The organism is Burkholderia sp. TSV86 (assembly GCF_001522865.1).
GTDB lineage: Bacteria > Pseudomonadota > Gammaproteobacteria > Burkholderiales > Burkholderiaceae > Burkholderia.
The window spans coordinates 512,803-537,501 of sequence record NZ_LOWB01000116.1; the positions used below are offsets into that span (position 1 = coordinate 512,803).

General features: G+C 63.5%; 14 protein-coding genes and 1 pseudogene (1 of these 15 only partly in view). 12 read left to right on the plus strand and 3 right to left on the minus strand.

Annotated elements, in window-relative coordinates:
- The 4 genes from WS68_RS28045 to WS68_RS23600 form a co-directional block, all read left to right on the plus strand.
- On the plus strand, nt 1-9,202 hold the 3' portion of the coding sequence (locus WS68_RS28045) for an SDR family NAD(P)-dependent oxidoreductase (protein ID WP_156429637.1). Its footprint begins 5,894 nt before the window's first position; 9,202 of the gene's 15,096 nt are visible here — the last part of the coding sequence; its start codon lies off the left edge, out of view; the stop codon is at nt 9,200-9,202.
- Nucleotides 9,203-9,237: 35 nt separating this feature from the next.
- Nucleotides 9,238-10,074 carry an ACP S-malonyltransferase gene (gene fabD, locus WS68_RS23590; protein WP_059573048.1) on the plus strand — a complete coding sequence of 279 codons (837 nt, stop codon included), beginning with the start codon at nt 9,238-9,240 and terminating at the stop codon, nt 10,072-10,074.
- The gene (panP, locus tag WS68_RS23595; RefSeq protein WP_082710241.1) at nt 10,071-11,774 is read left to right on the plus strand and encodes a pyridoxal-dependent aspartate 1-decarboxylase PanP; all 1,704 of its coding nucleotides are present in this window, start codon (nt 10,071-10,073) and stop codon (nt 11,772-11,774) included. Before fabD ends, panP begins: the two co-directional genes overlap by 4 nt.
- A 99-nt stretch (nt 11,775-11,873) precedes the next feature.
- Nucleotides 11,874-12,869: an acyltransferase domain-containing protein gene (locus WS68_RS23600; RefSeq protein WP_059573049.1), complete on the plus strand. Its 996-nt coding sequence runs from the start codon at nt 11,874-11,876 to the stop codon at nt 12,867-12,869.
- 13 nt (nt 12,870-12,882) lie between these two features.
- On the opposite strand, the gene WS68_RS23605 is transcribed toward WS68_RS23600, so the two are convergent.
- On the minus strand, nt 12,883-15,855 hold the full coding sequence (locus WS68_RS23605; RefSeq protein ID WP_082710242.1) for an ATP-binding protein: 2,973 nt from the start codon (nt 15,853-15,855) through the stop codon (nt 12,883-12,885).
- Between the two features lie 118 nt (nt 15,856-15,973).
- Here WS68_RS23605 and WS68_RS23610 point away from each other — a divergent pair, with 118 nt between their 5' ends.
- On the plus strand, nt 15,974-16,627 hold the full coding sequence (locus WS68_RS23610) for a response regulator (protein WP_082710243.1): 654 nt from the start codon (nt 15,974-15,976) through the stop codon (nt 16,625-16,627).
- 155 nt (nt 16,628-16,782) lie between these two features.
- Here the strand turns inward: WS68_RS23610 and WS68_RS23615 are convergent, their stop codons facing one another.
- On the minus strand, nt 16,783-16,998 hold the full coding sequence (locus WS68_RS23615; protein ID WP_059573052.1) for a hypothetical protein: 216 nt from the start codon (nt 16,996-16,998) through the stop codon (nt 16,783-16,785).
- A gap of 301 nt (nt 16,999-17,299) precedes the next feature.
- Here WS68_RS23615 and WS68_RS23620 point away from each other — a divergent pair, with 301 nt between their 5' ends.
- The 4 genes and pseudogenes from WS68_RS23620 (at nt 17,300) to WS68_RS23635 (ending at nt 19,462) form a co-directional block, all read left to right on the plus strand.
- Entirely contained in the window at nt 17,300-18,226 is a 927-nt protein-coding gene (locus WS68_RS23620) for a LysR family transcriptional regulator (RefSeq protein WP_082710244.1), read from the plus strand.
- 72 nt (nt 18,227-18,298) lie between these two features.
- A pseudogene (locus WS68_RS23625) lies at nt 18,299-18,466 on the plus strand (universal stress protein); the annotation flags it as partial.
- 26 nt (nt 18,467-18,492) lie between these two features.
- Nucleotides 18,493-18,849: a DUF1488 family protein gene (locus WS68_RS26900; protein WP_442857184.1), complete on the plus strand. Its 357-nt coding sequence runs from the start codon at nt 18,493-18,495 to the stop codon at nt 18,847-18,849.
- A 178-nt stretch (nt 18,850-19,027) separates the two neighbouring features.
- Nucleotides 19,028-19,462, plus strand: a complete 435-nt coding sequence (locus tag WS68_RS23635; RefSeq protein ID WP_059573057.1) for an Hsp20/alpha crystallin family protein — start codon at nt 19,028-19,030, stop codon at nt 19,460-19,462.
- A 301-nt stretch (nt 19,463-19,763) separates the two neighbouring features.
- Here the strand turns inward: WS68_RS23635 and WS68_RS23640 are convergent, their stop codons facing one another.
- On the minus strand, nt 19,764-20,666 hold the full coding sequence (locus tag WS68_RS23640) for a hypothetical protein (protein WP_059573058.1): 903 nt from the start codon (nt 20,664-20,666) through the stop codon (nt 19,764-19,766).
- Nucleotides 20,667-21,410: 744 nt separating this feature from the next.
- Between WS68_RS23640 and WS68_RS28050 the strand changes: the two genes are divergently transcribed.
- The 3 genes from WS68_RS28050 to WS68_RS28060 are packed head-to-tail and all read left to right on the plus strand — an operon-like array spanning nt 21,411 to nt 24,658.
- Complete coding sequence (locus WS68_RS28050) at nt 21,411-22,604, plus strand: hypothetical protein (RefSeq protein ID WP_156429638.1); 1,194 nt, start codon at nt 21,411-21,413, stop codon at nt 22,602-22,604.
- A 41-nt stretch (nt 22,605-22,645) separates the two neighbouring features.
- A complete protein-coding gene (locus WS68_RS29315; protein WP_156429639.1) occupies nt 22,646-23,908 on the plus strand; it encodes a hypothetical protein in 1,263 nt (420 codons plus the stop codon).
- A 36-nt stretch (nt 23,909-23,944) separates the two neighbouring features.
- Nucleotides 23,945-24,658, plus strand: coding sequence for a hypothetical protein (locus WS68_RS28060; protein WP_156429640.1), 714 nt, complete (start codon nt 23,945-23,947; stop codon nt 24,656-24,658).
- The last annotated feature ends 41 nt before the right edge of the window (nt 24,659-24,699 follow it).

The following is a 24,699-nucleotide window of genomic DNA, read 5'->3' on the forward strand; positions in this document are numbered from 1 at the left end:
GCCAGGGCAGGCGAACTACAGCGCCGGCTGCTTGTTCCAGAATGCGCTTGCCGCGCGGCTCGCGAGTGATCTGGGCTGCGCGGTCAAGGTCGTGGACTGGGGGTATTGGGGCAGTGTCGGCGTTGGCGCGACACCGCGTTATCGGGCAATCATGGCGCGCAACGGCATTGCGTCGATCGAGCCCGACGACGGGATGGCGGCGCTCGCGCAACTTTTCGGCCAGGATGTCAGCGAACTGGCGCTGCTGAAGGTGACCGACCAGGTCGCCTATCCGCGCGGGCTGCTGCCGCCGGACGAGATGCTGCAAGTGTTGCCGCACGACGCCGCGCTTGCCGACGCGCCGCCCGAACTCGACGGCGATTTTGCCGATTGCGTGATGGCGCTGCTCGCGCAGGCCGCCGCTCGGATGGACACCGCGCCGACGCTGCTCGACGTCGATGGGCGCGCCGCGCTCGATACCGGCTTGCCGGAACGGCTGCTCGCGCATCCGCGGCGATGCGGCGCGTATGTGATCGGCGCGGTGGACGACGCGCGCGCCGCGCCGGCAGCGCCGGCCGCCGCGCGCTTGTCTGGCTTGCCGGTGCTGCGCATCGGCGCGGCGTCCGATGTGACGCGTGATGCGCATGCGCCGTTCGATCTCGTGCTGGCGCGCATCGATGGCGAAGCCGGCAGTGACACGCTGCTGCGCCGCCTGAAACGCTTGATGAAACGCGGTGGCCGGCTGCTCGTCGGCGACGGCGGGGCCGGGCATGCCGTGCGCGACGCGTTGCGCCGCGAAGGGTTCGCGCCGCGCCGGGCAGTGGACGGCATTTGGCTCGCGACGCATGACGGCGTGGTCCGGATAGCCGCGCGCGCGTCGGATGCGCCGTCCTCGCAAGCGATTTCGCACGACGCGTCCGCCGTCGCGCGTCCGCCCGAGGCCGCCGCGCCGGCTGGCGGGCAGGCAAATGAGCCGGGCAGCGGGCAAACGCGCGCCGCCCGCATCGCCGCTGACGCGCACACTGCCGCTGACGTCCGCACCGCCGATGGCGCATACGAACGCCTCGTCGATGCGAGCCTCGCGTACTTCAAAGGCTTGATCGCCGCCGAACTCGACATTCCGTTCGATCGTCTCGATGTCGACGAGCCGCTCGACGGCTACGGCATCGATTCGATCTATTCGGTGCGGCTCGTCACCAAGCTGAATCAGTCGTTCAGCGACGTCAGCAATACGTTGTTCTTCGAGGTGCAGACGATACGCGGGCTGGTCGAGCATTTCGTCGCGTCGCACCGCCGGGAGCTGGAGGTGCTGGTGGGCGTCGCGCCTGTCGCCGAAACGGCGGCCGGCGCGTCTGCTGTTTCGGCTGCGCAGCCGGCGCCCGCGCTCACGTCGCCCGCGTCTAAGCCCATGCCCACGCCCGCCGCGACGCTCCCGTCACCGCCAAACGCCGACGACGCACGGCGCACGGCATCACGCGCGTGCGACATCGCGGTAATCGGCATGAGCGGGCGCTACGCACAGGCCGACGATCTCGATGAATTCTGGCGCAACTTGCGCGAAGGCCGGAACTGTATCAGCGAGATCCCCAACGATCGCTGGGACTGGCGCGCGCACTTCGATGCCGAACGCGGCAAGTGGGGCAAGCACTACACGAAATGGGGCGGCTTCGTGCGCGATATCGACGCGTTCGATCCGCTGTTCTTCCAAATTTCCCCGACCGAAGCCGAGCGGATGGACCCGCAGGCGCGCCTATTCGTCGAGCAAGCCTACGCCAGCATCGAGGACGCGGGCTATACGCCGGCCACGCTCGCGCCCGGCAACCGGGTTGGCGTATTCGTCGGCGTGATGAACGCCGATTACGTGAACGGCGCGAGCTATTGGTCGATCGCGAACCGGGTGTCGTACCTGTTCGATCTGAAAGGGCCGAGCCTGGCGGTCGACACGGCGTGCTCGTCGTCCTTGAGCGCGATTCACTTGGCGCTCGAGAGCATCGCCGCCGGCTCGTGCGATTGCGCGATCGCGGGCGGCGTGAGCCTGATCATGAGTCCGGCCCACTATATGGGCCTGTCGACGATGGGCATGCTCGCCGGCGACGACAAATGCCGCGCGTTCGGCGCGGACGCCGAAGGCTTCGTCGTCGGAGAGGGCGTCGGCGCGCTCGTCCTGAAGCCGCTGCAAGCAGCCGTCGACGCGGGCGACCACATCTACGGCGTCATCAAGGCGAGCGCGTTGAACGCGGGCGGCCGCACCAGCGGCTTCACGGTGCCCAATCCCGCCGCGCAAGCGGACGTGATCGGCGAGGCGATACGCCGCTCGGGCGTGCCGGCTTCGCAGATCGGCTACATCGAGGCGCACGGCACCGGCACGCCGCTCGGTGATCCGATCGAGATCAAGGGGCTGGCCGACGCCTTTGCCCGCGCGGGCGGCGGCGCATCGTGCGCGCTCGGTTCCGTGAAAGGCAATATCGGCCATTGCGAGAGCGCGGCCGGGATCGCCGGCGTGACGAAGGTGCTGCTGCAAATGCAGCATGCGACGCTGCTGCCGTCGCTGCACGCGGAGCGCCCGAATCCGCGCATCGACTTCGCGCGCACGCCGTTCCGGCTACAGCGCGGCGTCGAGCCGTGGCCGCGTCCGATACCGACGGCTGGCGGCGCGGCCGACGAACTGCCGCGCACGGCTGGCGTCTCGTCGTTCGGCGCGGGTGGCGCGAATGCGCACCTGGTGATTCAGGAGTATCGCGGCGAGCCGGCCGACGCCGGCGGCGATCACCCCGGCACGGTGGCCATCGTGCTGTCCGCCCGCACGCGCGAGCAGTTGACCGGGCGCGCCGAGCGGCTGCTCGAGCGCCTGCGCGACGAGGCGCGGCCGGTCCCGCTGCGGGATCTCGCGTACACGTTGCAGATCGGGCGGGAAGCGATGGAGCACCGGCTTGCGTTGACGGCGGCGTCGCACGAAGCCGTATGCAGCGCGCTCGACGCGTTCCTGTCGGGCCGGCATGCGAGCCGCGTCGACATTCACGTCGGCTGCGTCGACGATCACCGCGCGTCGATCGGCCTGCTGCAAGGCGACGACGATTTGCGCGAGGCCATCGAACGTTGGTTCGAAAAAGAGAAATGGACGAAGCTGCTCGCGTTGTGGGTCAAGGGGTTGCACGTCGATTGGGCGCGTCTTTACCGCGGCGCGCGGGCGAGGCGCGTGAGCTTGCCGAGCTATCCGTTCGCCAAGGAGCGGTTCTGGCTGGATCTCGGCGTCGAATCGCTGCACGCGCTCACGATGCGCGCGGGCCCGCCGAGCCCGCGCAGCGCGGCGCCGCTGCATCCGCTGCTGCACGAGAACCGGTCGACGCTCGACGGCCTGCGCTTCACGAGCCGCATCGATGACGACGAACCGGTTTTCGCCGACCACCGGATTCACGGCCGGGCCCTTTTGCCCGCCGCCGTGCAAATCGAGCTGATTCGCGCGGCGGCCGACGCCGCGACCGGCGCGGCGGCGCAGGACGTGCTGCCGATGCGTCTGCGCGACCTCGCGTGGGTCGAGCCTGTCGATGCCGACGCTGCGATCGAGCTCGACGTCCGCTTGCAGCGCGGCGACGGCGATCGGCTGTCGTTTGCGCTGACGTCCGGGCCGAAAAGCGGTGCGCCGGCTTCGTCCGCCGCGATCCACTGCCAGGGCGCGATCGAAACGCGCGACGTGCTGCCCGAGCCGCGCGCGGTCGATCTCGACGCGTTGCGGCGCCGATATCAACCGTTGCCGGTGACGCCCGAGTCGTTCTATCAGCGCCTCGCGGCGGCCGGGATGGTTTACGGCCCGTCGCTGCGCACGCTCACGTGGGCGGGCGAGGCGCCCGACAGCCTGCTCGTGCGCTTGTCGGCGCAGCCGGCTGCCGGTGCGGGCACGGCGCACGCGCGTTGGACCATCGATCCCGGTTTGCTCGACGGCGCGTTGCAGGCGCTCGCGCTGTTCGACGCGCGCAGCGCCGCCGGCGCGAACGATTCCAGCACGCTCGCCGCGCTGCCATTCGCGACCGAGCGCATCGAACTGTACCGGCGCTGTTGCGGCGCGCTATGGGCGCAACTGCGCCGGCGCGCTCGGTGCGGCGTTCGATATCGATCTGTACGACGACGCGGGCGAGGTTTGCCTGTCGATCCGTGGCTTGTCCACGCGCTCTCCCGGCGCGGGCATGCCGGCGGGCGCGGCCGCGCGGCCGGACGAAATCGTGATGCTGGCGCCGTGCTGGGTGCCGGCCGATCTTTGAATTGCGGGGAATCAAGCATGCAGCCGAAAACGCATCATCTGTACTTCTGTCATCTGGCTGGGCAGCCGTTCGACGCGCTGAGCGCGCAATTTCCCGGCGCGTCGTGTCATGACTTCAGCGGTGGCGGCCACGACGCGCCGGACACACTCGAGCGCCTCGTGCTCGCGTTGCACGACGGCGTGCGCCGCGCGCTGTCGGAAGAGGGCGCACCGCCCGTCGTGCAGGTCGTGCTCGACGAGCGGCAGCACGCGTTGCGCGCGGGCACGGCCGCGCAGTTGCTGTCGATCCGGGCCGAATATCCGGCGTTTCGCGGGCAGGCGATCACGGTCAATCCGTTCGAGACGCTCGCGTCGCTCGCATCGAAACTCAATGCGAATGCGACAGCGCGTGATTCGCACGTCACGTTGCTGTATCGCGGCGACGCACGTTATGCGCTCGGCTGGGAAGAACAGCCGGCGACGGATGCGCGCCCGCCTTGGCGCGCCGGGCACGCGTATCTGATCGCGGGCGGCCTCGGCGGGCTCGGGCGGGTGCTCGTCGACGCGATCGGCGCGGCTGGGCTTGGCAACCGGGTCGTCGTCGCCGGGCGTTCGAGTCTCGACGAGGATGGCCGCGAGCTGATCGAGCGCTGGGCGCGCGAGGGCCTGCCGGTCAGCTACGTGCGCGCCGACGTCGCCGAGCGCGCGCAGGTCGAGCGGCTGATCGGCTGGACGCTTGCCGCGTGCGGCCGGCTGGACGGCGTCATGCATTGCGCGGGCGTGATTCGCGACAATCTGCTGATGCGCAAGCCGGCCGACGAGTTTCGCGCCGTGCTCGCGCCGAAGGCGCGCGGCGTGGTGAATCTCGACGACGCAAGCCGCCGCGTGCCGCTGTCGTTCTTCGCGCTGTTTTCGTCGGTGTCGAGCGTGCTCGGCAACGCCGGCCAAACCGATTACGCCGCCGGTAACGGCTTCATGGACGGCTACGCGCGGCTGCGAGCGCAAGCCGTGCGCGACGGCCTCGCGCACGGCCGCACGGTGTCGGTCAACTGGCCGTACTGGCGCGACGGCGGCATGCGGATGGACGATGCGCAGATCGAGCGGATGTGGCGCGATGGCGGGATGCGTCCGTTGTCGACGCCGGACGGCTTGCAGGCGTTCTACCGCGCGCTCGCGCTCGACGCCGAGCAACTGATGGTCGTCGCGGGCGACGCAGCCCGGCTGCGCGCGGCCGCGCAGGCGGCACGCGGCGGTTCGGTTGCGCGCGCGCCCGCTGCCGCGCAGTGGGAGGTTGATGCGCCGCGCGCGGCCGATGCGAACCATACAGCTGATGCGCGCGCGCTCGCCGCGCCCGCCGCGTCTGCGCCGCCAGCGGCCCGCACGCCGTCGATGCCGCCTGCGGCGCGGCCCGGCGATGCGCGGCAAGCGGCAATCCGCACGCATCTGACTCGGCTCGTCGCCGCCCAGCTTGGCTTGGCCGAGCACCGGATTCGTGCCGACGCGCCGCTCGGCCGCTATGGCATCGATTCGGTGATGATGATGAAGGTGATCGCCGAACTGGAGACGGATTTCGGTTCGTTGCCGAAAACGATTTTCTTTGAATATCAGACGCTCGATGAACTGGCGGATTATTTCGTCGAACAGCACGGCGATCGCGTTGCCGCGCGCTGGCCCGCCGCGAACTCGGACGCGTGCAGCGGCAGTGAGCGGGGCAGCGACAGCGGCACCGGCTGCGCTTCGGGAGACCGCGCGCCGGCGCTCGTGTCAGCGCCAGCGCCTATGCCGGCGCCGACCGTGCAGGCGACGCCCGCACCCACGCCGCCGAAGCTTGCCCCCGATGCGCGGTCGCAAGAGCCGTCACACGAGCCGTCACACGAGCCGTCACATACGCCACGGCGCGCGGCCGGCGAGGACGATCTCATCGCGATCGTTGCCGTCGCGGGCCGCTATCCGGGCGCGGACTCGGTCGACGCGTTCTGGACGCAGCTCGCCCGCGGCTACGACGGCGTCACCGAGGTTCCGGCCGATCGATGGAACGCGGCCGACTACTACGCGGCTGCCCCGGAAACGGGCAAGAGCCGCTGTAAGTGGGGCGGTTTCCTGAGCGACGTCGCGTCGTTCGACCCAGGCTACTTTGGCATGACGCCTCGCGAGGCGAGCGTCATCGATCCGAACGAACGGCTGTTCCTCCAGATCGTCCAGCACCTGTTCGAGAGCGGCGGCCTCACGCGTCGCCGCGTCGCCGAGCGCTACGATTGGCGCATCGGCGTTTTCGTCGGCGCGATGTACCAGCAATATGCGGCGTTCGACAGCAACCCCGTCAGCGAATCGCTGACGTCGATCGCGTCGTATGGGTCGATCGCGAATCGCGTGTCGCACGTGTTCGACCTGCGCGGGCCGAGCGTCGCGCTCGACACGATGTGCTCGTCGGCGCTCGTCGCGCTCCACTATGCGCGCGAAAGCTTGTTGCGCGGCGAGTGCCGGGGCGCAATCGTCGGCGGCGTGAATCTGTCGCTGCATCCGAAGAAATACGTCGGGCTCGGCGTGTCGGGCATGCTCGCCAGCACGCCCGAGCGGCGCAGCTTCGGCGGCGGCGACGGTTATTTGCCCGCCGAGGGCGTCGGCGCGGTGTTGCTGCGGCCGTTGCGCGACGCGCTGCGTGACGGCGACGACGTGCTCGCCGTGCTGCGCTCGACTCACGTGGTCCACAGCGGCGGGACGAACCCTTACGCGACGCCGAATTTGAAATCCCAGGTCGCGCTCATCGAGGAGAATCTCGACAAGGCCGGTGTCTGCGCGACCAGCATCGGCTATGTCGAAGCGGCCGCGACTGGCTCGGCGCTTGGCGACGCGGTCGAGATGCGCGCGCTGAGCAAGGTCTTTGCGCAGCCGGGCGTGCCGCGCGCGATCGGCACCGTGAAATCGAACATCGGGCACGCGGAGGCGGCGTCGGGCATGTCGCAATTGACGAAGGTGCTGCTGCAGCTTCGGCATCGGAAATGGCTGCCGACGCCGCCAATCGGCACGCCGAATCCCGAGATCGACTGGCGCGGGGCGCCGTTCTCGCTCGCTCATACGTTGTGCGACTGGCCCGAACCCGTAGTCAACGCCGATGGTGCGCCGCCATTGCCGCGGCGGGCGGCGATCGATTCGTTCGGCGCGGGCGGCACGTATGCGCATGCGATTGTCGAGGCGTGCGCCATCGGGGCAAAGCCGGCCGACGCCGTTGTCGACGCCGATGGCGCGGCGCAGTTGATCGTGCTGTCCGCGCAGAGCGCGCACGCGCTGGCCGCGCTGGCCCGCCTGCATCTCGACTGGCTGCGCGAGCCGCGCGATTTGACGCTTGCACGCTATGCGCGCGCGCTGCGGCACGAACGCGATGCGCTGACGCATCGCATCGCGTTCGTCGTGCCCGACAAGCGCGCGTTGCTTGCCGAACTGGACGCGTACTGCGCGGGTGCGCCCGCCTGCGTGCCCGGGGCGCGCTTCGAGGGCCGCGGCGACGCCGCGCCCGGGCAACGGCTGGCAGCCGCGCCGCAGCAGGCCGACCGGCTGACGGCACTCGCCGCGCACTGGGCGACCGGCGGCGACGTCGACTGGCGGGATCTCGATGGAACCGTGTCGCAGCCGCCTGTCGGCCTGCCGCTCTATCCGTTCGATCGCGTGCGGTGCTGGGTCGAGCCGCCCGCGACACCCGCTATAACGGCGGCGCGCCCGTGGATTGCCGACGCTGCCGCGCCCGGCACGGCGTGCACGGTCGATGCGCTGCGCGCACTGCTGGCCGAGATCACCGGGTTGCCGACGCAGGATTGGGACGCCGAGCGCGCATTGAGTGACTACGGGCTGCGCTCGATATCGTTCACGCTGCTGCATCAGGCGCTGGCCGAACGGTTCGGCGAAATCGCGTTCGACGATCTGCGCCGCTGCACGTCGATGCGCGAGATCGGCCGCGCATACGCGAGCGGGCCCGCGCCGGCCGCGCAGCGCGCACGCGAGGGCGCGGGCGCGCCCGGCGGGCGGCGCTATCCGGAACTCGTCGCGCTCAACTCACGGATGGTCGGCCGGCCGGTCTTCTGGATTCATGCGGGCATCGGCGGCGTCGAGGTGTACCAGACGCTCGCGCAGCACGTCGAGCGGCCATTCTTCGGCATCCAGGCGCGCGGCTACCTGAGCGAGCGCGCGCCGCTGCACGGTCTTCAGGCGATGGCGGCGTACTACTGTCACCTGATCGTCGCGCAGCAGCCCGACGGGCCGTATTCGCTCGGCGGTTACTCGCTCGGCGGCGCGCTTGCATACGAAGTCGCGCGCCAACTTCAGGAACTTGGCGAGGCCGTCGATTCGCTCGTGATGATCGACAGCCTCGACGGCGATGCGATGAAAGAATCGGCCGTATCGACGAAGACGCTGTATTTGCAAGCGGCGAACATGGCGATCGGCGCGATGCGGCGCGATGACGTCGAGCAGGCGCTCCACGCGATGATTCATCAGGACGACATCGCCACCGACATCGACGACGACGCCTTTCTCGATACGGTCGTTAAAGCGGCCGTCGCGCGCGGCGTCGACGCATCCGCCGCGCAGCTCACGCAGCGCATCCGGCACCACGCCGCCGTGCAGGCGGCATACGATCCCGCCGGTTTCGACGTGCTGCCGCTGCCGCGGCCGGATGCACTCGCGGCGTACTACCTGCGCAATCGCGGCGGCGAGTATTTCGGGCCGCTGAAGCCCTATCTGTTCGTGCGCGGCGAATCGAGCCGGCTCGGCGAGGCCGACTATCTGCGCGGCTGGCGGAGCGCGCTGCCGACGCTCAGCGTGATCGACGTCGATGCGCGTTGCCACATGCTGATGCTGTCGGCGCAACCGTCGCTCGATCAGGTAATCGACGCGTGCCGGCGCATCTACTCGAGTGCGGCCGGGGCCGATGCGCCGCGCACGGCCGAGCCGGGCGCCGCGCCCGCCGAAGGCGTGCATGAAACCGCGCACGCATGAGCGCGTCGCGACACGTTACGAAGAGGACGATTGACATGAAGGCGTACATTTTTCCCGGCCAGGGCTCGCAGAGCAAAGGCATGGGCGGCGAGCTGTTCGACGAGTTCGACCATTACACGCGGACAGCGGACGACATATTGGGCTATTTGATCAAATCGCTGTGCGTGGACGATGCACAGCGTCAATTGAACGACACCAGATATACCCAGCCCGCGCTTTTCACGGTGAACACGCTGAGCTACCTGAAGGCGCTGCAGAACGACCCGTCGCCGCCAGCGTGCGTCGCCGGACACAGTCTCGGCGAATACAGCGCGCTGCTCGCGGCGGGCGCGTTCCGCTTCGACGTCGGGCTCGCGATCGTCAAAAAGCGCGCGGAGCTGATGAGCGACGCGCCGGCGGGCGGCATGGCCGCCGTGCTGGACTGCCCGCTCGACGCGTTGAAGGGCTGCCTGCGCGACGCGGGCGTCGACGGCATCGACATCGCGAACTACAACGCCGATTCGCAGATCGTGATTGCCGGCGCGCGAACGGAGCTGGCAGCCGCATTCGCGGCGTTCGACGAACGCAACGTCCGCTATGTGCCGCTCAGGGTGAGCGCCGCGTTTCATTCGCGTCATATGGCGCCGCTCGTGGATGCGTTTCGCGCGTTCCTGCGCGGTATCGAATTCCGCCCGCTGCGGGTGCCGGTCGTGTCGAATCTCGACGGCGCGCTGTATCGCGACGACGATCTGATCGAGAGGCTGTCCGCGCAATTGTGCGGCTCGGTGATGTGGCGCGATTCGGTATTGCGGATGCGCGCGCTCGGCGTCACGCGCTTCATCGAGGTCGGCCCCGGCGACGTGCTGACAAAACTGAACGGGAAAATCGCATGAGGGCCGCCCGGTTTTCTCCCGGCGCCGATGCAGGCAGCGGCGCGCACGATGAGCCGGACGGCGCGCACGAGTCCGACGCCGTGCTCAAATGGTTTGGCCCGGATCATGGCGATTTCGCGTGGCTTGAGCGGACGATCGCCGAGCATCCGGCCGCGTTTTTCGCCAGCGGCCGGTTCGGCGGAGAGGGCGCGCCCGCCGATTCCGAAGCGATCTTCTCGGCGGTCGATCTGCCGGACAAGCCGGTGGAGGCCGGCGCGCACGCGGCGCACCTGATCGACGACGTATTCGCGCGCGTCATGCCCGTCGCGTCGCCGTCGTTCGTCGGGCACATGACGTCGGCGCTGCCGTCGTTCGTGCCGCCGCTCGCGAAGGTATTGGCCGCGCTGAACCAGAACGTCGTGAAAACAGAGACGTCCGCCGCGATGACAGCGCTCGAACGGCAGGTGATCGGCATGCTGCACAAACTCGTGTTCAGCGGCGGCGACGCGTTTTACCACCGCTGGCTGCATAGCGGCGATCACGCGCTCGGTGTGTTCTGCTCCGGCGGAACGGTCGCGAATCTTGCCGCGCTGTGGGCGAGCCGCAACAATCTGCTGAGCGCTCGCGAAGGCTTCGCGGGCGTCAATCGCGCCGGCATCGCGCAAGCGCTTCGCCATTACGGCTACGATGGTCTTGCCATTCTTGTGTCGGAGCGCGGGCATTATTCGCTGCGCAAGGCGGCGGACGTGCTCGGCATCGGTCAGGATCATCTGATCGCCGTGCCGGTGGACGCCGAGCACCGCATGCGTGTCGACGCGTTGCGCGACGCCGTTCAAGACCTGCGGCGGCGCAACGTCCGTCCGATGGCGATCGTCGGCATCGCGGGCACGACGGAGACGGGCGCGATCGATCCGCTTGATGCGCTCGCCGACGTCGCGCGCGACGCGGATTGCCATTTCCACGTCGATGCGGCGTGGGGCGGCGCGACCCTGATCTCCGGCCGCCACCGTCATCGGTTCGCGGGCATCGAACGGGCCGACTCGGTCGTTATCGACGCGCACAAGCAACTCTACGTGCCGATGGGCGCGGGCATGACGCTGTTCCGGGCGCCGACCTGGACGGCCGAGATCAGTCAGCACGCCAATTACATCGTGCGCAAGGGCTCGAAAGATCTCGGCCGCCATACGCTCGAAGGGTCGCGCGGCGCGGCATCGGTGATGCTGTATGCGAACCTGCATCTGCTCGGACGAAGCGGATACACGCGCCTGATCGATCTCGGCATCGACAATGCGCGGTATTTCGCGTCGTTGATCGAGCAGCAAGCGGATTTCGAACTTGTCAGCGCGCCGCAGCTCAACATTCTCACCTATCGCTACGTGCCGGCGGCCGTGCGCCGCGCGCTCGTCGACGGGCCGGCGTCGTTGCGGCTGCCGGTTCACGATGCGCTCGACGCGTTGACCATCGACATCCAGCAAGCGCAACGCGACGCCGGGCGCTCGTTCGTGTCGCGCACGCGGCTCGCGTCGCCGCGGTGGCCGGAGCGGCAGATCGACGTGTTTCGCGTGGTGCTCGCGAATCCGAAGACGACGCAAGCACTGCTGGACGACGTGCTCGTCGAACAGCGCGCACTCGCGCAAGCGAGCCCGCATCTGCGCCGCCTGCTCGCGCTCGTCGATGCCGGCGCCGGTGACGGTGAAGCGCGCGACGCCGGCCGGGCATAGCACCACGCGCGGCGGGGGCCGGGCGCGTCGGCTGTCCGTGCGGCATCGGCGGCGCGGCGATGGCGGTGGCAAATCGACGATAGGCAACGATGGAGGCATATGACAGCAGGCAAGATATTCGACGGTCGAAAGATCGTGTTCATGTACCCAGGGCAGGGCAGCCAGTATTTCCGGATGGGAAAAACGCTGTTCGAGCGCGACGACGCGTTCCGCAGCAGCCTCGCATGGCTGAACCGGATCGTCGAGGCGGAGATCGGCGCGTCGCTGATCGACTACGTATTCGATCCGGGCAAGAATCCGGCAATGCCGTTCGACGATACGCGCTATTCGAATCAAGCGGTGTTCTGCTTCGAATATGCGCTGACTCAGTCGCTGCTGGCGCATGGCGTGTATCCGGATTGCGTGCTGGGCGCGAGCCTGGGCGAGCTGGTTGCCGCCTGCGTTGCCGGCTCGCTGAGCCCGCGCACGTGCATCGCGATGCTCGCGGACAGCGCGCGGACGATGGCGCGCACCTGCATGCCGGGCGGCATGCTCGCGGTACTGGCGTCGCCCAGTCTGTTCGATCGCGACGCGGTGTTGGGCGGGAACGCCGAAATCGCGTCGATTTCGTTCGACCAGCATTTCGTGGTCGCGGGCACGGCGGCGGGCATGGACGTGATCGAAACCCATCTGAGTGCGCTCGGCGTCCCAACGGTACGGCTGCCGGTCGAATACGGATTCCATTCCGCGGCGATCGATCCGGCGCGCGAGAACCTGCGTAGGCGGTTTGCGGAGATCGGCGCGAGCCGGCCGATCGTTCCGCTATTTTCGTGCGAAAAGGCCGATTTCGTCGACCGTCCGGACGCGGCACACCTGGACGCTGTGCTGCGCCGGCCGATTCAGTTCAAGCGCGCGATCGAGCGACTCGAACAGCAAGGCGATTATTGGTATGTCGACGTTAGTCTGTCCGGTACGTTGGCGACGTACTGCAAGCATCTGCTCGGCCCGTACAGCCGCTCGTCGAGCGTCGCGGTGGCGACGCCGTTTTCGCGTCACGCGTCGCTCGATCCGGCACATTGGCTCGCGGGCAAACGCATGTCGCCCGCTGCCGCATGAGCGGCGTCGTCCGTTAGGGGGCGTTTTCGCTATTTGCGCGCGCATCGAACATCGCGCGCATCGTGTCGACACGCCTCGCGAACGCATCGAGCGCGGCGCGCAGCGTATCGCGTGCGAACGCGGTCTCGCCATTCGCCGAACGTGCCCGATTCATCTCGGCGCACGCGTCACTTAGCCGCTGGTCCCGGAACACGTGAGCCGTCGCAACGATGTCGTGCAGGCAGGCCGCGAATGCAACGGACGCGCAGTCGGTCTTCGCGAGCGTGACGCGCTGCGAACGATACGCATCGAGCGCGGCATCGAACATCGCTCGCACGGTTCGATCAGTGCCGTAGGCCGTTAGCAGCATGTCGAGCACGGCGCGCGATTCCGAGTCTGACGGCTCTTGTGCCCGCTGGGCATGCAAGTAGCGAATCAGAATGGCCTGAAGCTGTGCAAGCGGCAGTGGCTTGACAAGAACCATGTCCAGGCCCGCGCTCAATCCGCATCGAACGTTGCGATCGCCGTGGATGATGTTCGCGCTGATGCCGATGATCGGCAATCGCCGCACAGGGCCTGCCGCTCTGTCGGTCGCTTCATGCGCGCGCCAGCGGCGCGCGAGCGTGAAGCCGTTCATGTCCGGCATCCATAGATCGGTGATGAGCATCGAGTGCTCTGCATTGCATAATGTTTCGAGCGCTTCGTTGCCGGTAGGCACGACTCGATACGGGTAGCCAAGCTCTTCGAGTTGCCGCTGCCAAACGATCCGGTAGAGCGCCTGGTCGTCGGCGACGAGGATCGGCGCGCAGCGGGGTGGCGACGTGCGCGCGGCGATGCTCGTGCGGATATCGGCTGCGGCGGCCCGCGTATCGAACAAGTTCGTGCAGACGGTCCGGATCGAGCTGGGATAGAACGGCCGCGAGCCTATCGTGGGCAGATCCGAGTCAACGCACACGCCGCCGATCAGAAGGCGCTCGGTGACCGCGACGATCGCCGTGCCGCCGGGGTTTCGCGCGGCTTCCGCGCGGGCCGCGAGTTCGTCGGTGACGTGAAGATCGACGCTGCCCGCATCGTTGTCGACAGCGACAGTCATTCCCATTGCCGTCAACTCGGCGCGCACGTATTGCGCGAGCGCGCAATCGCGCAACGTGACGCGCGCTCGACGCTTCGCGCATCCCGGCACCTGCGCACGAGCGCGCTCCGACACGGGCAACGTGATCCGCGCGCGGACAGTCGTGCCGGCTCCAGGCTGGCTCGCGAGATGCAATCCGCCGCCCATCCGGCGCGCGAGCTGCCGGCAGATCGGCAGGCCGAGACCGGAGCCGCCGAATCGGCGCGATGTCGACGCATCGGCCTGAACGAACGGCTCGAGCACGTTGTCGAGATCGTCGCTGCCAATGCCGATGCCCGTATCGGCAACTTCCACGCTGACGATTTGCCTGTCGAGCGAATCGTCGACGACAACGATACGCACGTCGATCGTTCCACGTTCGGTGAATTTGATGGCGTTGTGCAACAGATTCAACAGAATCTGCCGGATACGCAGCGCGTCTCCGGTCAGTCGCGCCGCAACGCGCGGGTCGATTTCGAGCCGAAGCTGAAGAGCCTTGGCGGCGATATCGGCCGCAACCACTTGGCAGCTATGCTCGACGAGTTCACGTAGATCGAATGATTTTTTTTCGAGAATCAGTTGATCAGCGTCGATACGGGAATAATCCAGCACTTGATCCAGGATATGCAGCATCGTTTGCGAAGCGCCGCGCACGGTGTCGACTATGCTGTGCTGCGATGGCGTCATCTTGGTCGAACCCAATAGTTCGAGCATGCTGAAGATGCCGCTCATCGGCGTGCGAAGCTCGTGGCTCATCGTCGCCAGAAAGCGCCCCTGCGCCGCGGAAAGGCGCTCGGCCTCGATGCGCGCGGCGCGCAGCGCGTCGGCCTGCTGATGGCTGTCCGTCGAATCGATCCAATAGCCGTCCCAATCAAGCGCGTCCTCGGACGACGCGGGATTGTAGGCGCCACGGCTCTGTATCCAGCGCTCGCCGCTCGGCGAGCGCACTCGAAATTCGCAGTTGTAGCCGCTGCGACGCTCTGCTGCATCGTTGATCACGTTCTGCAGCATCGCGCGATCGTCGGGATGCACGTTCGCGAACACGCGCCGCTCGTCGGCCATCATTTCGCGCGGCGAGAGTCCGAAAAGGGGCAACGTATCGCCGTTGACGTAGCGAAAACTAAGCATGCCGCTCGCGTGACGCCGCAGTTTATAGACAATTCCAGGCAGATTCGCCGTGATGCCGTCCAAATGTTGCGCGTTGTAACGCGCGGCCAGTTCATCATTGCGGATCGGCGTGATGTCGACAAATGTCGCGATGACATCCGTTCGCGCAGGATTCGACGCGGGGAGCGGCGAAAAACGATAAAGCACCGAGCATGGTCGGCACGCGTGCCCGATATAGCGTATCTCGCCGCATTCGACGGCGTGCTTGCCGCTTCGCGTGTGGAGCCGCGCGGCAATCACGTTCCCGAGTTCGCTGCCGACACCGCCGATATCGTCGATCCGGCGACGCAGCAGCGCGTTACGCGCTTTTCCGGCGAGTTGCGCGAATAGTGCGTTTGCCATGACGATGCGGCGTTCATGATCGATGACTATGACAGGCAGCGGAATGTGTTCGAGTGCGTCAAAGTTCCGCAGCGACGACGCGCGGCAGGAAACGGAACGGCGATGGCGACGCGGGCGCAATATTACGCACAGCACGAGCAACGCACAGGCCATTGAAACCGTCACGATCCAGAATACTTGTGATGAAAAATCGCTGCCCCATGCATCGCTGATGTGATAGTGAAACAGAGATGGGAGGGAAAGGGCGGGGTGCGAGAGGTCGGTCTGAGCAACTGGATCAGGCGTGTCGGGCATGCTGGTGGCCGCGAGCGCTGCCTGATGAAGCAAAAGCAATAGCGAGCTTGTCATTGCGTAAATCCGCATACGCCAACAAGCGAGGTAAATCATCGAAAATCCTTTCAGCCATTGACACGATCAGGTATCCTACCTGCGATCTCTTCCCTCATACAAACTTAGGATGATTGAAAAGAGGGATAGATAATTCAAGCAAGCATGAGGCAGCAGTATGCAGAGGAACCCGCTAAACATTATCGTGGCTGACGACCATCCGTTGTTTACCTTGGGCGTCGAGGCATTGATGAACCAAAGTGGGCTCGGTCGCGTGAGTGGCCAAGCGGAAAATACCGACAAGCTGATCGATGTCCTGAAGGCGGCGCCATGCGATCTGCTCATTACCGATTACCTGATGACGGGCAAATTGCATGGCGGAGGAATCCGTTTGCTGAGCTACGTTCGTCAAGCGTTTCCCGCACTTCCCGTTGTTGTGTTGACGATGGTTAATAATGCTGCCGTACATCGCACGATCTGGCAGTCGGGCGTTTCCGCGCTCGTGAGCAAGGCGGACTTGCCGAGCGAATTGCCCGTTGCAGTCCAGGCGGCAGCGGCCGGAAGACGCTATTTGTCCTCGGTCATTCGCGGTGTGATGACCTGCGAGCGTCCGGTCGCCATGCAGACGGTTCCATTGTCACCGCGTGAGACACAAGTCTTGAAACTGTTCGCGGCTGGCCTGTCGGCTTCGGAAGTGGCGGATCGCTTGAAGCGCAGTATCAAAACTGTCAGCCGCCACAAACGATCGGGAATGGATAAGCTCGGAGTATCAACTGACGGCGCGCTGTTCAAATATATGAACCAATACAACGATATCGATGATTCGGATTGAGAAAGGAATGCCGTCATGCGTAAAAATGAGAAAATTCTCATGCTGTGCTGACACAAATGCACGTATATTCGAGCATATCGCGATGCTCTGAAATTTTGTCGATTCGACAGTGGTTCACGATGTTATCGGTAGTGGCCCACATTTTCGGCGCAGCGTTACTCATCAAAAAACGGATGGTTGAATGGCGAGCAACGGTCTAGTCTGCAAGGTGGCGTGAGCCGCGTCTTTCCTTGCGTTTGCACGATGTTGCCAGCCAACTTGAGATCGGCGCGTTCCTCGGCGATCGAACCAGCGACAAACCGCAGGGCTTGCTCGCAGCGTTCATACTCGAAATCGATGGAAATCCCTTCTCGAAAAATCGAAATGACCATTTCGATTGGCGATGCTATGAAGTTACGCCGCGCTGCGCAGACACGCATTGATCTATCATATGTTGGGAAGCGTAATAGATGTGCGCAGGCGAGTAAAAGGTGAACTGATGGAAAAATCGTTTGGACCGATATGCTATGGCGGGATGAACGTGGCAACATAATATGCGCACAACATTGACGTGGCGCAGGCTCATATAAAGCGGCCGTGGGAAAAATCGGCCGCAGTCCGCTTCCCCGTTCCCGGTCAACAGCATCGCCATGACGAAGAGCATGTATTTCAAATCAATATAAAGGACCTAGATTGGATACGCGGTTTCTTCGGAGTCTGGTTGCCGTGGTTGAAACGGGGTCTATTGCGGCAGCCGCGCGTAAAGAGAATCTCACGGCCGCGGCCATCGGACAGCGAATTCAAACGCTTGAACAAAGCCTTGCGTCTCAATTGCTGATACGTTCTGCGCGATCCGTCACGCCGAACGAGCGATGCCTCAATTTGTTGCCCGCCATGCGCGAGATCATCAGGATGACGGATGAATTGCAGCGGTCGATAGGGGATGGCGAATTGGCTGGACATTTTCGCATCGGCATGATTCCGACAGCGTTGATCTGTATGGTGCCGAATCTCGTCGGACGGTTATCCGCGGCTGCGCCATTGTTGCAGCTAAGAATCGTTCCCGGTTGTTCGCACGTGCTGTACGAGATGGTTGTGAAAGACGAGTTGGACGCCGCGATTCTCGTTCATCCGCCGTTCGCTTTGCCGAAGGTCTTGCGTTGCGATGTGCTGAGATCGGAACCGCTGGCGTTGGTGGCGAATCGGCGGATCGCCCACGAAAAGGTACTGGCGTCGTTGCGGGAACGGCCGCTGATTCAGTACGATTCCCATTCCTGGGACGGGCAGATCGCATCGCGATACCTCGTGGACAATGCGATCACGCCACGGGTCCATTGCGAAATCGATTCGCTCGAAGCGATCACGATGCTCGTGAAGCAGGGGCGTGGTATTTCATTAGTGCCGGCGTGGGCTGGATTGACTGCTGGAGAAGTGCATGCGACTCCGGTGCCTGATGCTGCGGAATATGCGCGCGATGTCGTTTTTCTGAGGAAAGCATTTTCGCGGCGCACGATGGCAGTGAATGCGGTGAGAGCCGCGCTGGTGACGACGAACGAAAACACCTCGAGACTTCGCGCGAGTGAGCGGGCTATAAAGTGTATTAGCCGGGAGTCGGTCTGATAGGTAGCTGGCCTATAAACAAGATAAGCGCAAGTTCCTATCATAAGCTTTGAAGTTGTGGGATCGCCCGCCCACGTCGCCGATCGTTCGCTCGATCTGGTGATGATTGGTACACACGGGCGACGCGGCGTGCTGCTTCTGCTCGGCAGCGTCGCCGAACGTTTCATGCGTGGATCAAGTTGCCCGGTCCTGCTCATGCGCGGCGACGATCCTGTCAGTACCGCTGCGGCGATGGCCTAGCCGCCTTCGCCACGGTACGGGAATTCATGGAAATCGGCGGTGCGCACGAACGCGCGGGATGCGCTGCCCGCACGGGCGAAGCGCTGCCCCGCAATCCACCCCGCGACGCCATGCCATCTGCCCATGCAGATATCGCTTCCTTCCGAGCATTCGACGATCGCGGCCTCGATCCTTCGCCGAGTTTTCCGGTGCTCGTCGACGGCTGCCGCGTGCAATGCGTGATCACCGCAGAAGCGCTGGAAGAGCATCTGCGCGTGGCATCCCCCCGCGAACAAGATCTCATGGACGCCTTTATGCGCCAACGTCCGGCGATCGAGTGCGTGGCGCGCTGCAAACTCGAGGAAATGGGCGGGTGGAGCGGCTATTTCCGGTTCTGCAGGTGAATGCCGGTCGCCTTTGACGCGCATCAAGTGCATGTCGGAGCATACGAGTACGCTGAATCTTGAAAGATCATTTGCCCCTTGCGCGACAAGCAGTGTCGCGTCATCCGATTTTCATCGCGGCCGATGCTGTCGGGGCGAAAGCGCCGGCCGCTTGTCAGCTGTCAGAGGAGTGCGAACCATGAGCAATCTGACCCGTTACGATCCGTTTTCTATCGAACCCGTTGCTGACCTGTTTCAGGGCCTATTCAGGCCGCTGCGCGGGATGACGCTTGCAGACGAGCCCGATCTTGCATCGATGAAGATCGACGTTACCGAAAGCGACAAGGCGTATACGGTCAACGCGGAGCTGCCCGGCGTCTCGAAGGACGATATTGACGTTCAGGTGACGGGGAATACCGTATCGATCAACGCAAAGATCGAGCGCAACAACGATCAGAGGGACGGTGAGCGCGTGATTCGGCGCGAGCGCTACAGCGGTGCGATCGGCCGGTCGTTTTCGTTGTCCGGCGAAATCGATGACGCGAACGCGACGGCCACGTATCAGGATGGTGTGCTGTCGCTGACGCTGCCGAAGAAGGCTCCGGTCGCGCAGAAAAAACTTGCGATCAATTGACCGGTAAGCAGGCCACGGGCGGTGCACGTGTACATCGCCCAGGAGAGGCCGGCGCGCGGAGTGATCCGCGCGCCGTTTTCATGGCGGGATGCGCGGTGCGCTTGCGCATCCGATACGAGGCCCTGCACCGTCACCGTACTAAACGCGGGGAACAGGTCAAGAAGCTGATGCGCCGGACCGACAAGCTGCATTTCGAATTCCCGTTTGCCGGTGCGCGAATCTGCAAGCCGAACAAGAGCTGTTGCGACACCACGGTGGTGGACGCGACGCCGATCGCGCACCGAGTTCGGCGAAGAACGCGTCAACCTTTATCCCAAAAGGCTCGCCCACTCGGGCGACGCATGCCAAACGGAGGGGTTCTTTCAGAACGCGACCGGGCAAGCTCGACGCTGCCGGAGCTTCCGTTTTTCTTTTTCTCAAAATAGCGGCTTCCGCCTGACCGCCAACTTTCTTTTATGTGTACGCCGGCGCCCCGATAGAAGGCTTCCAGCTCTTCCAGGTCTTCGGCAATTGCCCATTTGCCCTTGCTGACAATGGCGACTGGAAACTCGGGGCGGGCGACGACTCCCACCAGATCGAAACTACCTTCCTCTGCCATCCTGAAGGCGGGGTAATTCACTTGCGGTCCATGCCGGACGACATCGTATTCTTTCGATTGGCCGCGCCTCAGCGGGTCAACTCGGGCAACGGCTTTATTAAGCCTGGAGATGATGAGGGATTCTTCGCGACTATTGGATGCAACCGTGTGTGCTGGTCCGGCCCCTCCAAATTGGATCATGTCGTGCATATCGTAGTCACCGGTAAAAGGCAGGGATTTCCAATTTGTCTGCTGTTTCAACGGGCGAAGAGCGTTCTCGAGACTGCTCGAGTTGTCCATATCGATGGGCAATATTCTAGGGCCGGACCGGGGCGTTCTCTGATTACCGACTGTAGATTTGCTGCTCATGTAGATACCAGTTAATTTATTGCCTTCCCACTGTCCTACGTAGCCCTCAATGCTCGCTCGCCGTGCCATTTCCAGCTTTTCAGCCCCGTCTGATTGGCCATAAGCTTTTTCCAATGACGAACTTTTAATTGTTTTTTCCAGGATGTCGTGGCCCTTTGCAGCCGCTCCCTCCTTGAGCCTGGCAATGGTTGCTTCCCCGGCTTTCCTGAAACTGACTGCAAAGTTGCCCCTGCGCGAGGCCTCGGTGATCGCATCCATATGCGACTCCACGAGAAATTCCTTAATTATTCGTGCCCTCACATCGGAAGATGCGGGCTCGCTGGTGTCACGGTTAACAAAGGGATTATTGCGAGGCATGAGCCACCCCTATTAGACGTTGCGCTTTGAAAGCGAAGCCACCAAAAATTACCGAATTCTCGGCGGGCGGGCTTGGGCGCGGGTGTCAAGAACGGCCGCTTCAGCTTAATGGCAGGCTAGTGCATATCCCTATGCACGTGGCGCCGCCAATGGAGGATGTGGTCTTCGCATTTCGCGCCGGGCTGAACAAGATGTCACTGTGATTTAGAGATTTACAAAAACATCATTCACTATGAATAAAAGCGAAAAATTTTTCACCATATAATTATTTTTGGAAATTGATGAAACGGAAAATCATCCTGTCGAAACAATGGCTTTGCTGTTGGGGTATTGGTTGAATTTATTTAACTATCATCGCTTTTAAGGCCAAGGTAATTTTTACTCGCTATGAGAATTTATGAGGTGAGAGATCGTTTTCGAGGCGGCTTGGGATAGATTTCGGCTCATCTGAATTTACATCAACAATATCTTGCTTGCAAGAAAGGCCGAGGTAACCATCATTTCCTTGGCGTTTTAAGCGGCCTATTTGAAAATCATGAAAAAATATACTGCCAATTCTGGTAGGTTTTCCTGAAGAATTTGCGGCGTACACTTTAATTTAAATCATTTCGATGTATTTAACGTATCTGAAAATTGGAAACCGAAATGGACTTTCTGGATCGGGCAAAACTTCTAGGGCACGATATTGCCTGTCTCAAGAGCGGTGAGGTGATCTCATCGACCGTGGTGATTAATTCTATCGACGATTACCGTTTGCTGTTTGGCGGCGAAACGAGTGAGGCGGCACGGGTGGATTTTTCCGATGCGCTCAATGCATTATCTGAGCCTATAACCATAAAAGAGATTCCTCGAGCTGCTTTGACCAGGCTGACTGATTATGTCTATGGAAATGGCACTCTTTCTGCCAATGACAAGGCGTTGGCCGAATCGATCTTTCCAATCAAGATCAATGCGGTGTCAGCAGAGAATATCGTGATCAGCACCGATCTGACTTATGGGCCGTCAGCCTCGCCATATATGCTGAACGCGGGCACGCTTACCTTCTCGGGGGGGGCCATCTCGCTTTTGAACACTGTGGCAAACATTACCGCAGACAGGTTGGTGGTAAAGGTAGGTGGGACCAAGGCCTACCATGTCGGGATTCTCGGCTCTATTGGTACCACCGGTGCAACTGGCGCGGCGGGCTCCTCCTATTCCGGCCCTGCTGCGAACGGCAAAGACAAAAGCGCTGCTTCGCCCGGAATATGCACGGGTGTCGGCTCTGGCGGAGACGGAGACAATGGTGGCGACGGCGGCAATGGCCAGCCAGGTGGGCAGGGAGGCAATGGACTGCCTTCGCTCAGCGCCACCATTAGCATCAAGGCGTTCGATTCTTCCAGTACGTCGATCTTTTCTGTATTTACCCAATCCGGCACGGGAGGCAAGGGCGGTACGGGGGGCGCAGGCGGCATGGGCCAAGATGGCGGTCGGGGCGGTAATGGCTGTGATTCAGGCTGTGAAGGAACCGATGGCGGTAGAGGGGGGCGGGGAGGCAAAGGCGGTAATGGCGGCCCAGGTGGAGTTGGAGGTAACGGTGCCGCTGGCATGCCGATTACCGTCAATTTTCCCGGCGCGTCCCGTCAATCTCTGGTGACGAACGCCCAACCCGCGCCTGCCGGGCAGGGTGGCACAGGCGGCATGGCGGGTGCCGGTGGCAAGGGGGGCGCCGGCGGCAGCGGCGGAAAGCATTCCGTCAATGGCAGTGCCGGCAGCCCAGGGATTAGCGGATCGGCAGGCCCGAGCGGCACACCGGGAGTGTTGGCCGGAGCACCCGGCCAGTTCATCATCAACTATAGCTGACGATGTCCGGGAAACGCTTGAGTTGCTCAACCGGACAAATCGTGCCGCTTCATCCCTATCTGTCTGATCCATTGGCTAGGAAAGACAATGCCTGGCCTTTAGGCGTCTCGTACCACCTGATTTCTTCCCTGGAAGAAGCGCGCAGACTGCTGGGGCCGGAGGATGAAGCGGAGCGGCGCGCGCGCAGTCAAGTCTACTACCGGGGAGCGGCGAACAAGGCGCGTTCGAAACTGCGCCTGGGAATGCACGACCGCGGTGAGGAATACGTATGGGCCGATGGGCAAATCCATTTGCAGGACGCGGGCGGACATAACCGCCACTTGCCTGCTCACATGAAGGTGATACGCATCGAACGGCATCATATTCCGGCCGGCCGGATATGGGATGTCACCCATCGGCACACCGACTGGAAAGGCGTTTCCAGTCGTGAAGAGCTGTATGTGATGGTGATCGTGGACCATCTGACCGTGGAACCCGGGGCGGCAATAGAAGTGCATGGCAATGTCATGGTAATGCAGTTAGGACGGGTGGAGTTGGTTGCGGGTGGCGAAACGGCCGCCGCATTTCAGATTCGCATTTTGCCCGTGTGCCACTATGCGTATAGCCAGTACCGCCGACTGTCTAGTATTGCCGGCAAACCCGGAAACGATGGAGCTGATGGCGCATGCAGCAGTGCGGCCGAATTGGTGGGAACCTTGTTCGGCCCGAGGCTCGTCGAGGGCTTAGAGGGAAGGGACGGCGCTCCGGGGGCGAATGGAGAAAAAGGGGGAGACGGCACCGCGGGGATGAATGGCGGCATGTGCATGCTGGCCGATATCCGCATCGACCACCTTTCCGGATTCGGCCCCGGCGGGTTGCGCATCTTCGCCCAAGCGGGAATGGGCCAAGCGGGAGGAGATGGCGGGCAAGGCGGCGATGGCGGACAAGGTGGCGACGGTGCGCCAGGACTGGATGCACTGGATGGCGTGCGTCACGGTGGCCGCGGAGGGCGCGGCGGAAATGGCGGGGCAGGAGGACATGGCGGCCGAGGCGGGAATGGGGGACTTGCATCGAATATTTTCATCACTCTGCGCGAGTGCGATGCAGATCGCCTGGAGTTGCGGTCATTGGACAGTGAAGGGGGGAGCGGCGGCGCGCCAGGCCGTGGAGGCCGGGGTGGCAGCGGTGGGCGGCATGGCTCATGCGCTGACGTTTCCGCCGGCGAGCACTCCGCTGCCGCCGGAGCGAACGGGCGTCCCGGGATGGCGGGCCCTCCGGGTAAGGGGCGGCCGGCGGCTCCGATGCATGTGTTTACTACTCGATGAGCTTCCACCGAAAAATCACTCGTCAAAGAGGAACTTATGCTGAATCCAAATGATTTGTACACGTACCAAACCGTCGTGCCGATGAAAGATCCCCAAAGCGGAGCCATCTTCGGAACCTCCATCATCCAATACTCGATCGAAAAGTACATCGATACCCAGAACCTGAAAAATACACTCGCGTACGTGCTCGCCTGCAAGCATCGAATCATCATTCCCAACGGAACTCCGTATCGCGCCGGCCCGAGCAGCTTTTCTGAATACACGAACTACCCGGCAATCGTAACCAACTCGATACAAATCTCCGTTGCGAATGCCGGTGCAACGGTGAATCTACAGCAGATATTCCCCAAAACCCTAAACGCATCGGTGAATACATCTCTCAATCAGGAATCCGGATCCAGTAGATCCAATTCAGTGCAAAACACCAGTGGGTCCAATTCGTCGCAGACCAATACGTTTGGTGTCAATGTCTCAGGTGGCGTTTTCGCCGGAATGCCGGTGTTTAATGTAGGCGCTGAATACTCACACGGATGGGAGTCCGGCACTTTTTCATCCAAGACTACCGGATCGGACCTTTCCCGTCATAGTGGCTCCTCGAGCGGCGAATCGATGAGCATCAAGGACTGGAGTTCGTATGGCTATGTGGACAGCAGGGATCAGACGCCGAGTTGGATTTGGGGGCAGTCATATCCGTGGGATGTTATCCAGTATAACGTACGCGGTCTTTTAACGACGCCCCTCAGCGGTTGAGGGCAGCAGGCATTCTCCAAGGCATGAGATCGGCGTAGTCG

Bases quoted from the DNA above. Each gene is read 5' to 3' on its own strand.
- fabD (WP_059573048.1), top strand. From the start codon at position 9,238: ATGAAGGCGTACATTTTTCCCGGCCAGGGCTCGCAGAGCAAAGGCATG.
- panP (WP_082710241.1), top strand. From the start codon at position 10,071: ATGAGGGCCGCCCGGTTTTCTCCCGGCGCCGATGCAGGCAGCGGCGCG.
- WS68_RS23600 (WP_059573049.1), top strand. From the start codon at position 11,874: ATGACAGCAGGCAAGATATTCGACGGTCGAAAGATCGTGTTCATGTAC.
- WS68_RS23605 (WP_082710242.1), bottom strand. From the start codon at position 15,855: ATGATTTACCTCGCTTGTTGGCGTATGCGGATTTACGCAATGACAAGC.
- WS68_RS23610 (WP_082710243.1), top strand. From the start codon at position 15,974: ATGCAGAGGAACCCGCTAAACATTATCGTGGCTGACGACCATCCGTTG.
- WS68_RS23615 (WP_059573052.1), bottom strand. From the start codon at position 16,998: ATGGTCATTTCGATTTTTCGAGAAGGGATTTCCATCGATTTCGAGTAT.
- WS68_RS26900 (WP_442857184.1), top strand. From the start codon at position 18,493: ATGGAAATCGGCGGTGCGCACGAACGCGCGGGATGCGCTGCCCGCACG.
- WS68_RS23635 (WP_059573057.1), top strand. From the start codon at position 19,028: ATGAGCAATCTGACCCGTTACGATCCGTTTTCTATCGAACCCGTTGCT.
- WS68_RS23640 (WP_059573058.1), bottom strand. From the start codon at position 20,666: ATGGATGCGATCACCGAGGCCTCGCGCAGGGGCAACTTTGCAGTCAGT.
- WS68_RS28050 (WP_156429638.1), top strand. From the start codon at position 21,411: ATGGACTTTCTGGATCGGGCAAAACTTCTAGGGCACGATATTGCCTGT.
- WS68_RS28060 (WP_156429640.1), top strand. From the start codon at position 23,945: ATGCTGAATCCAAATGATTTGTACACGTACCAAACCGTCGTGCCGATG.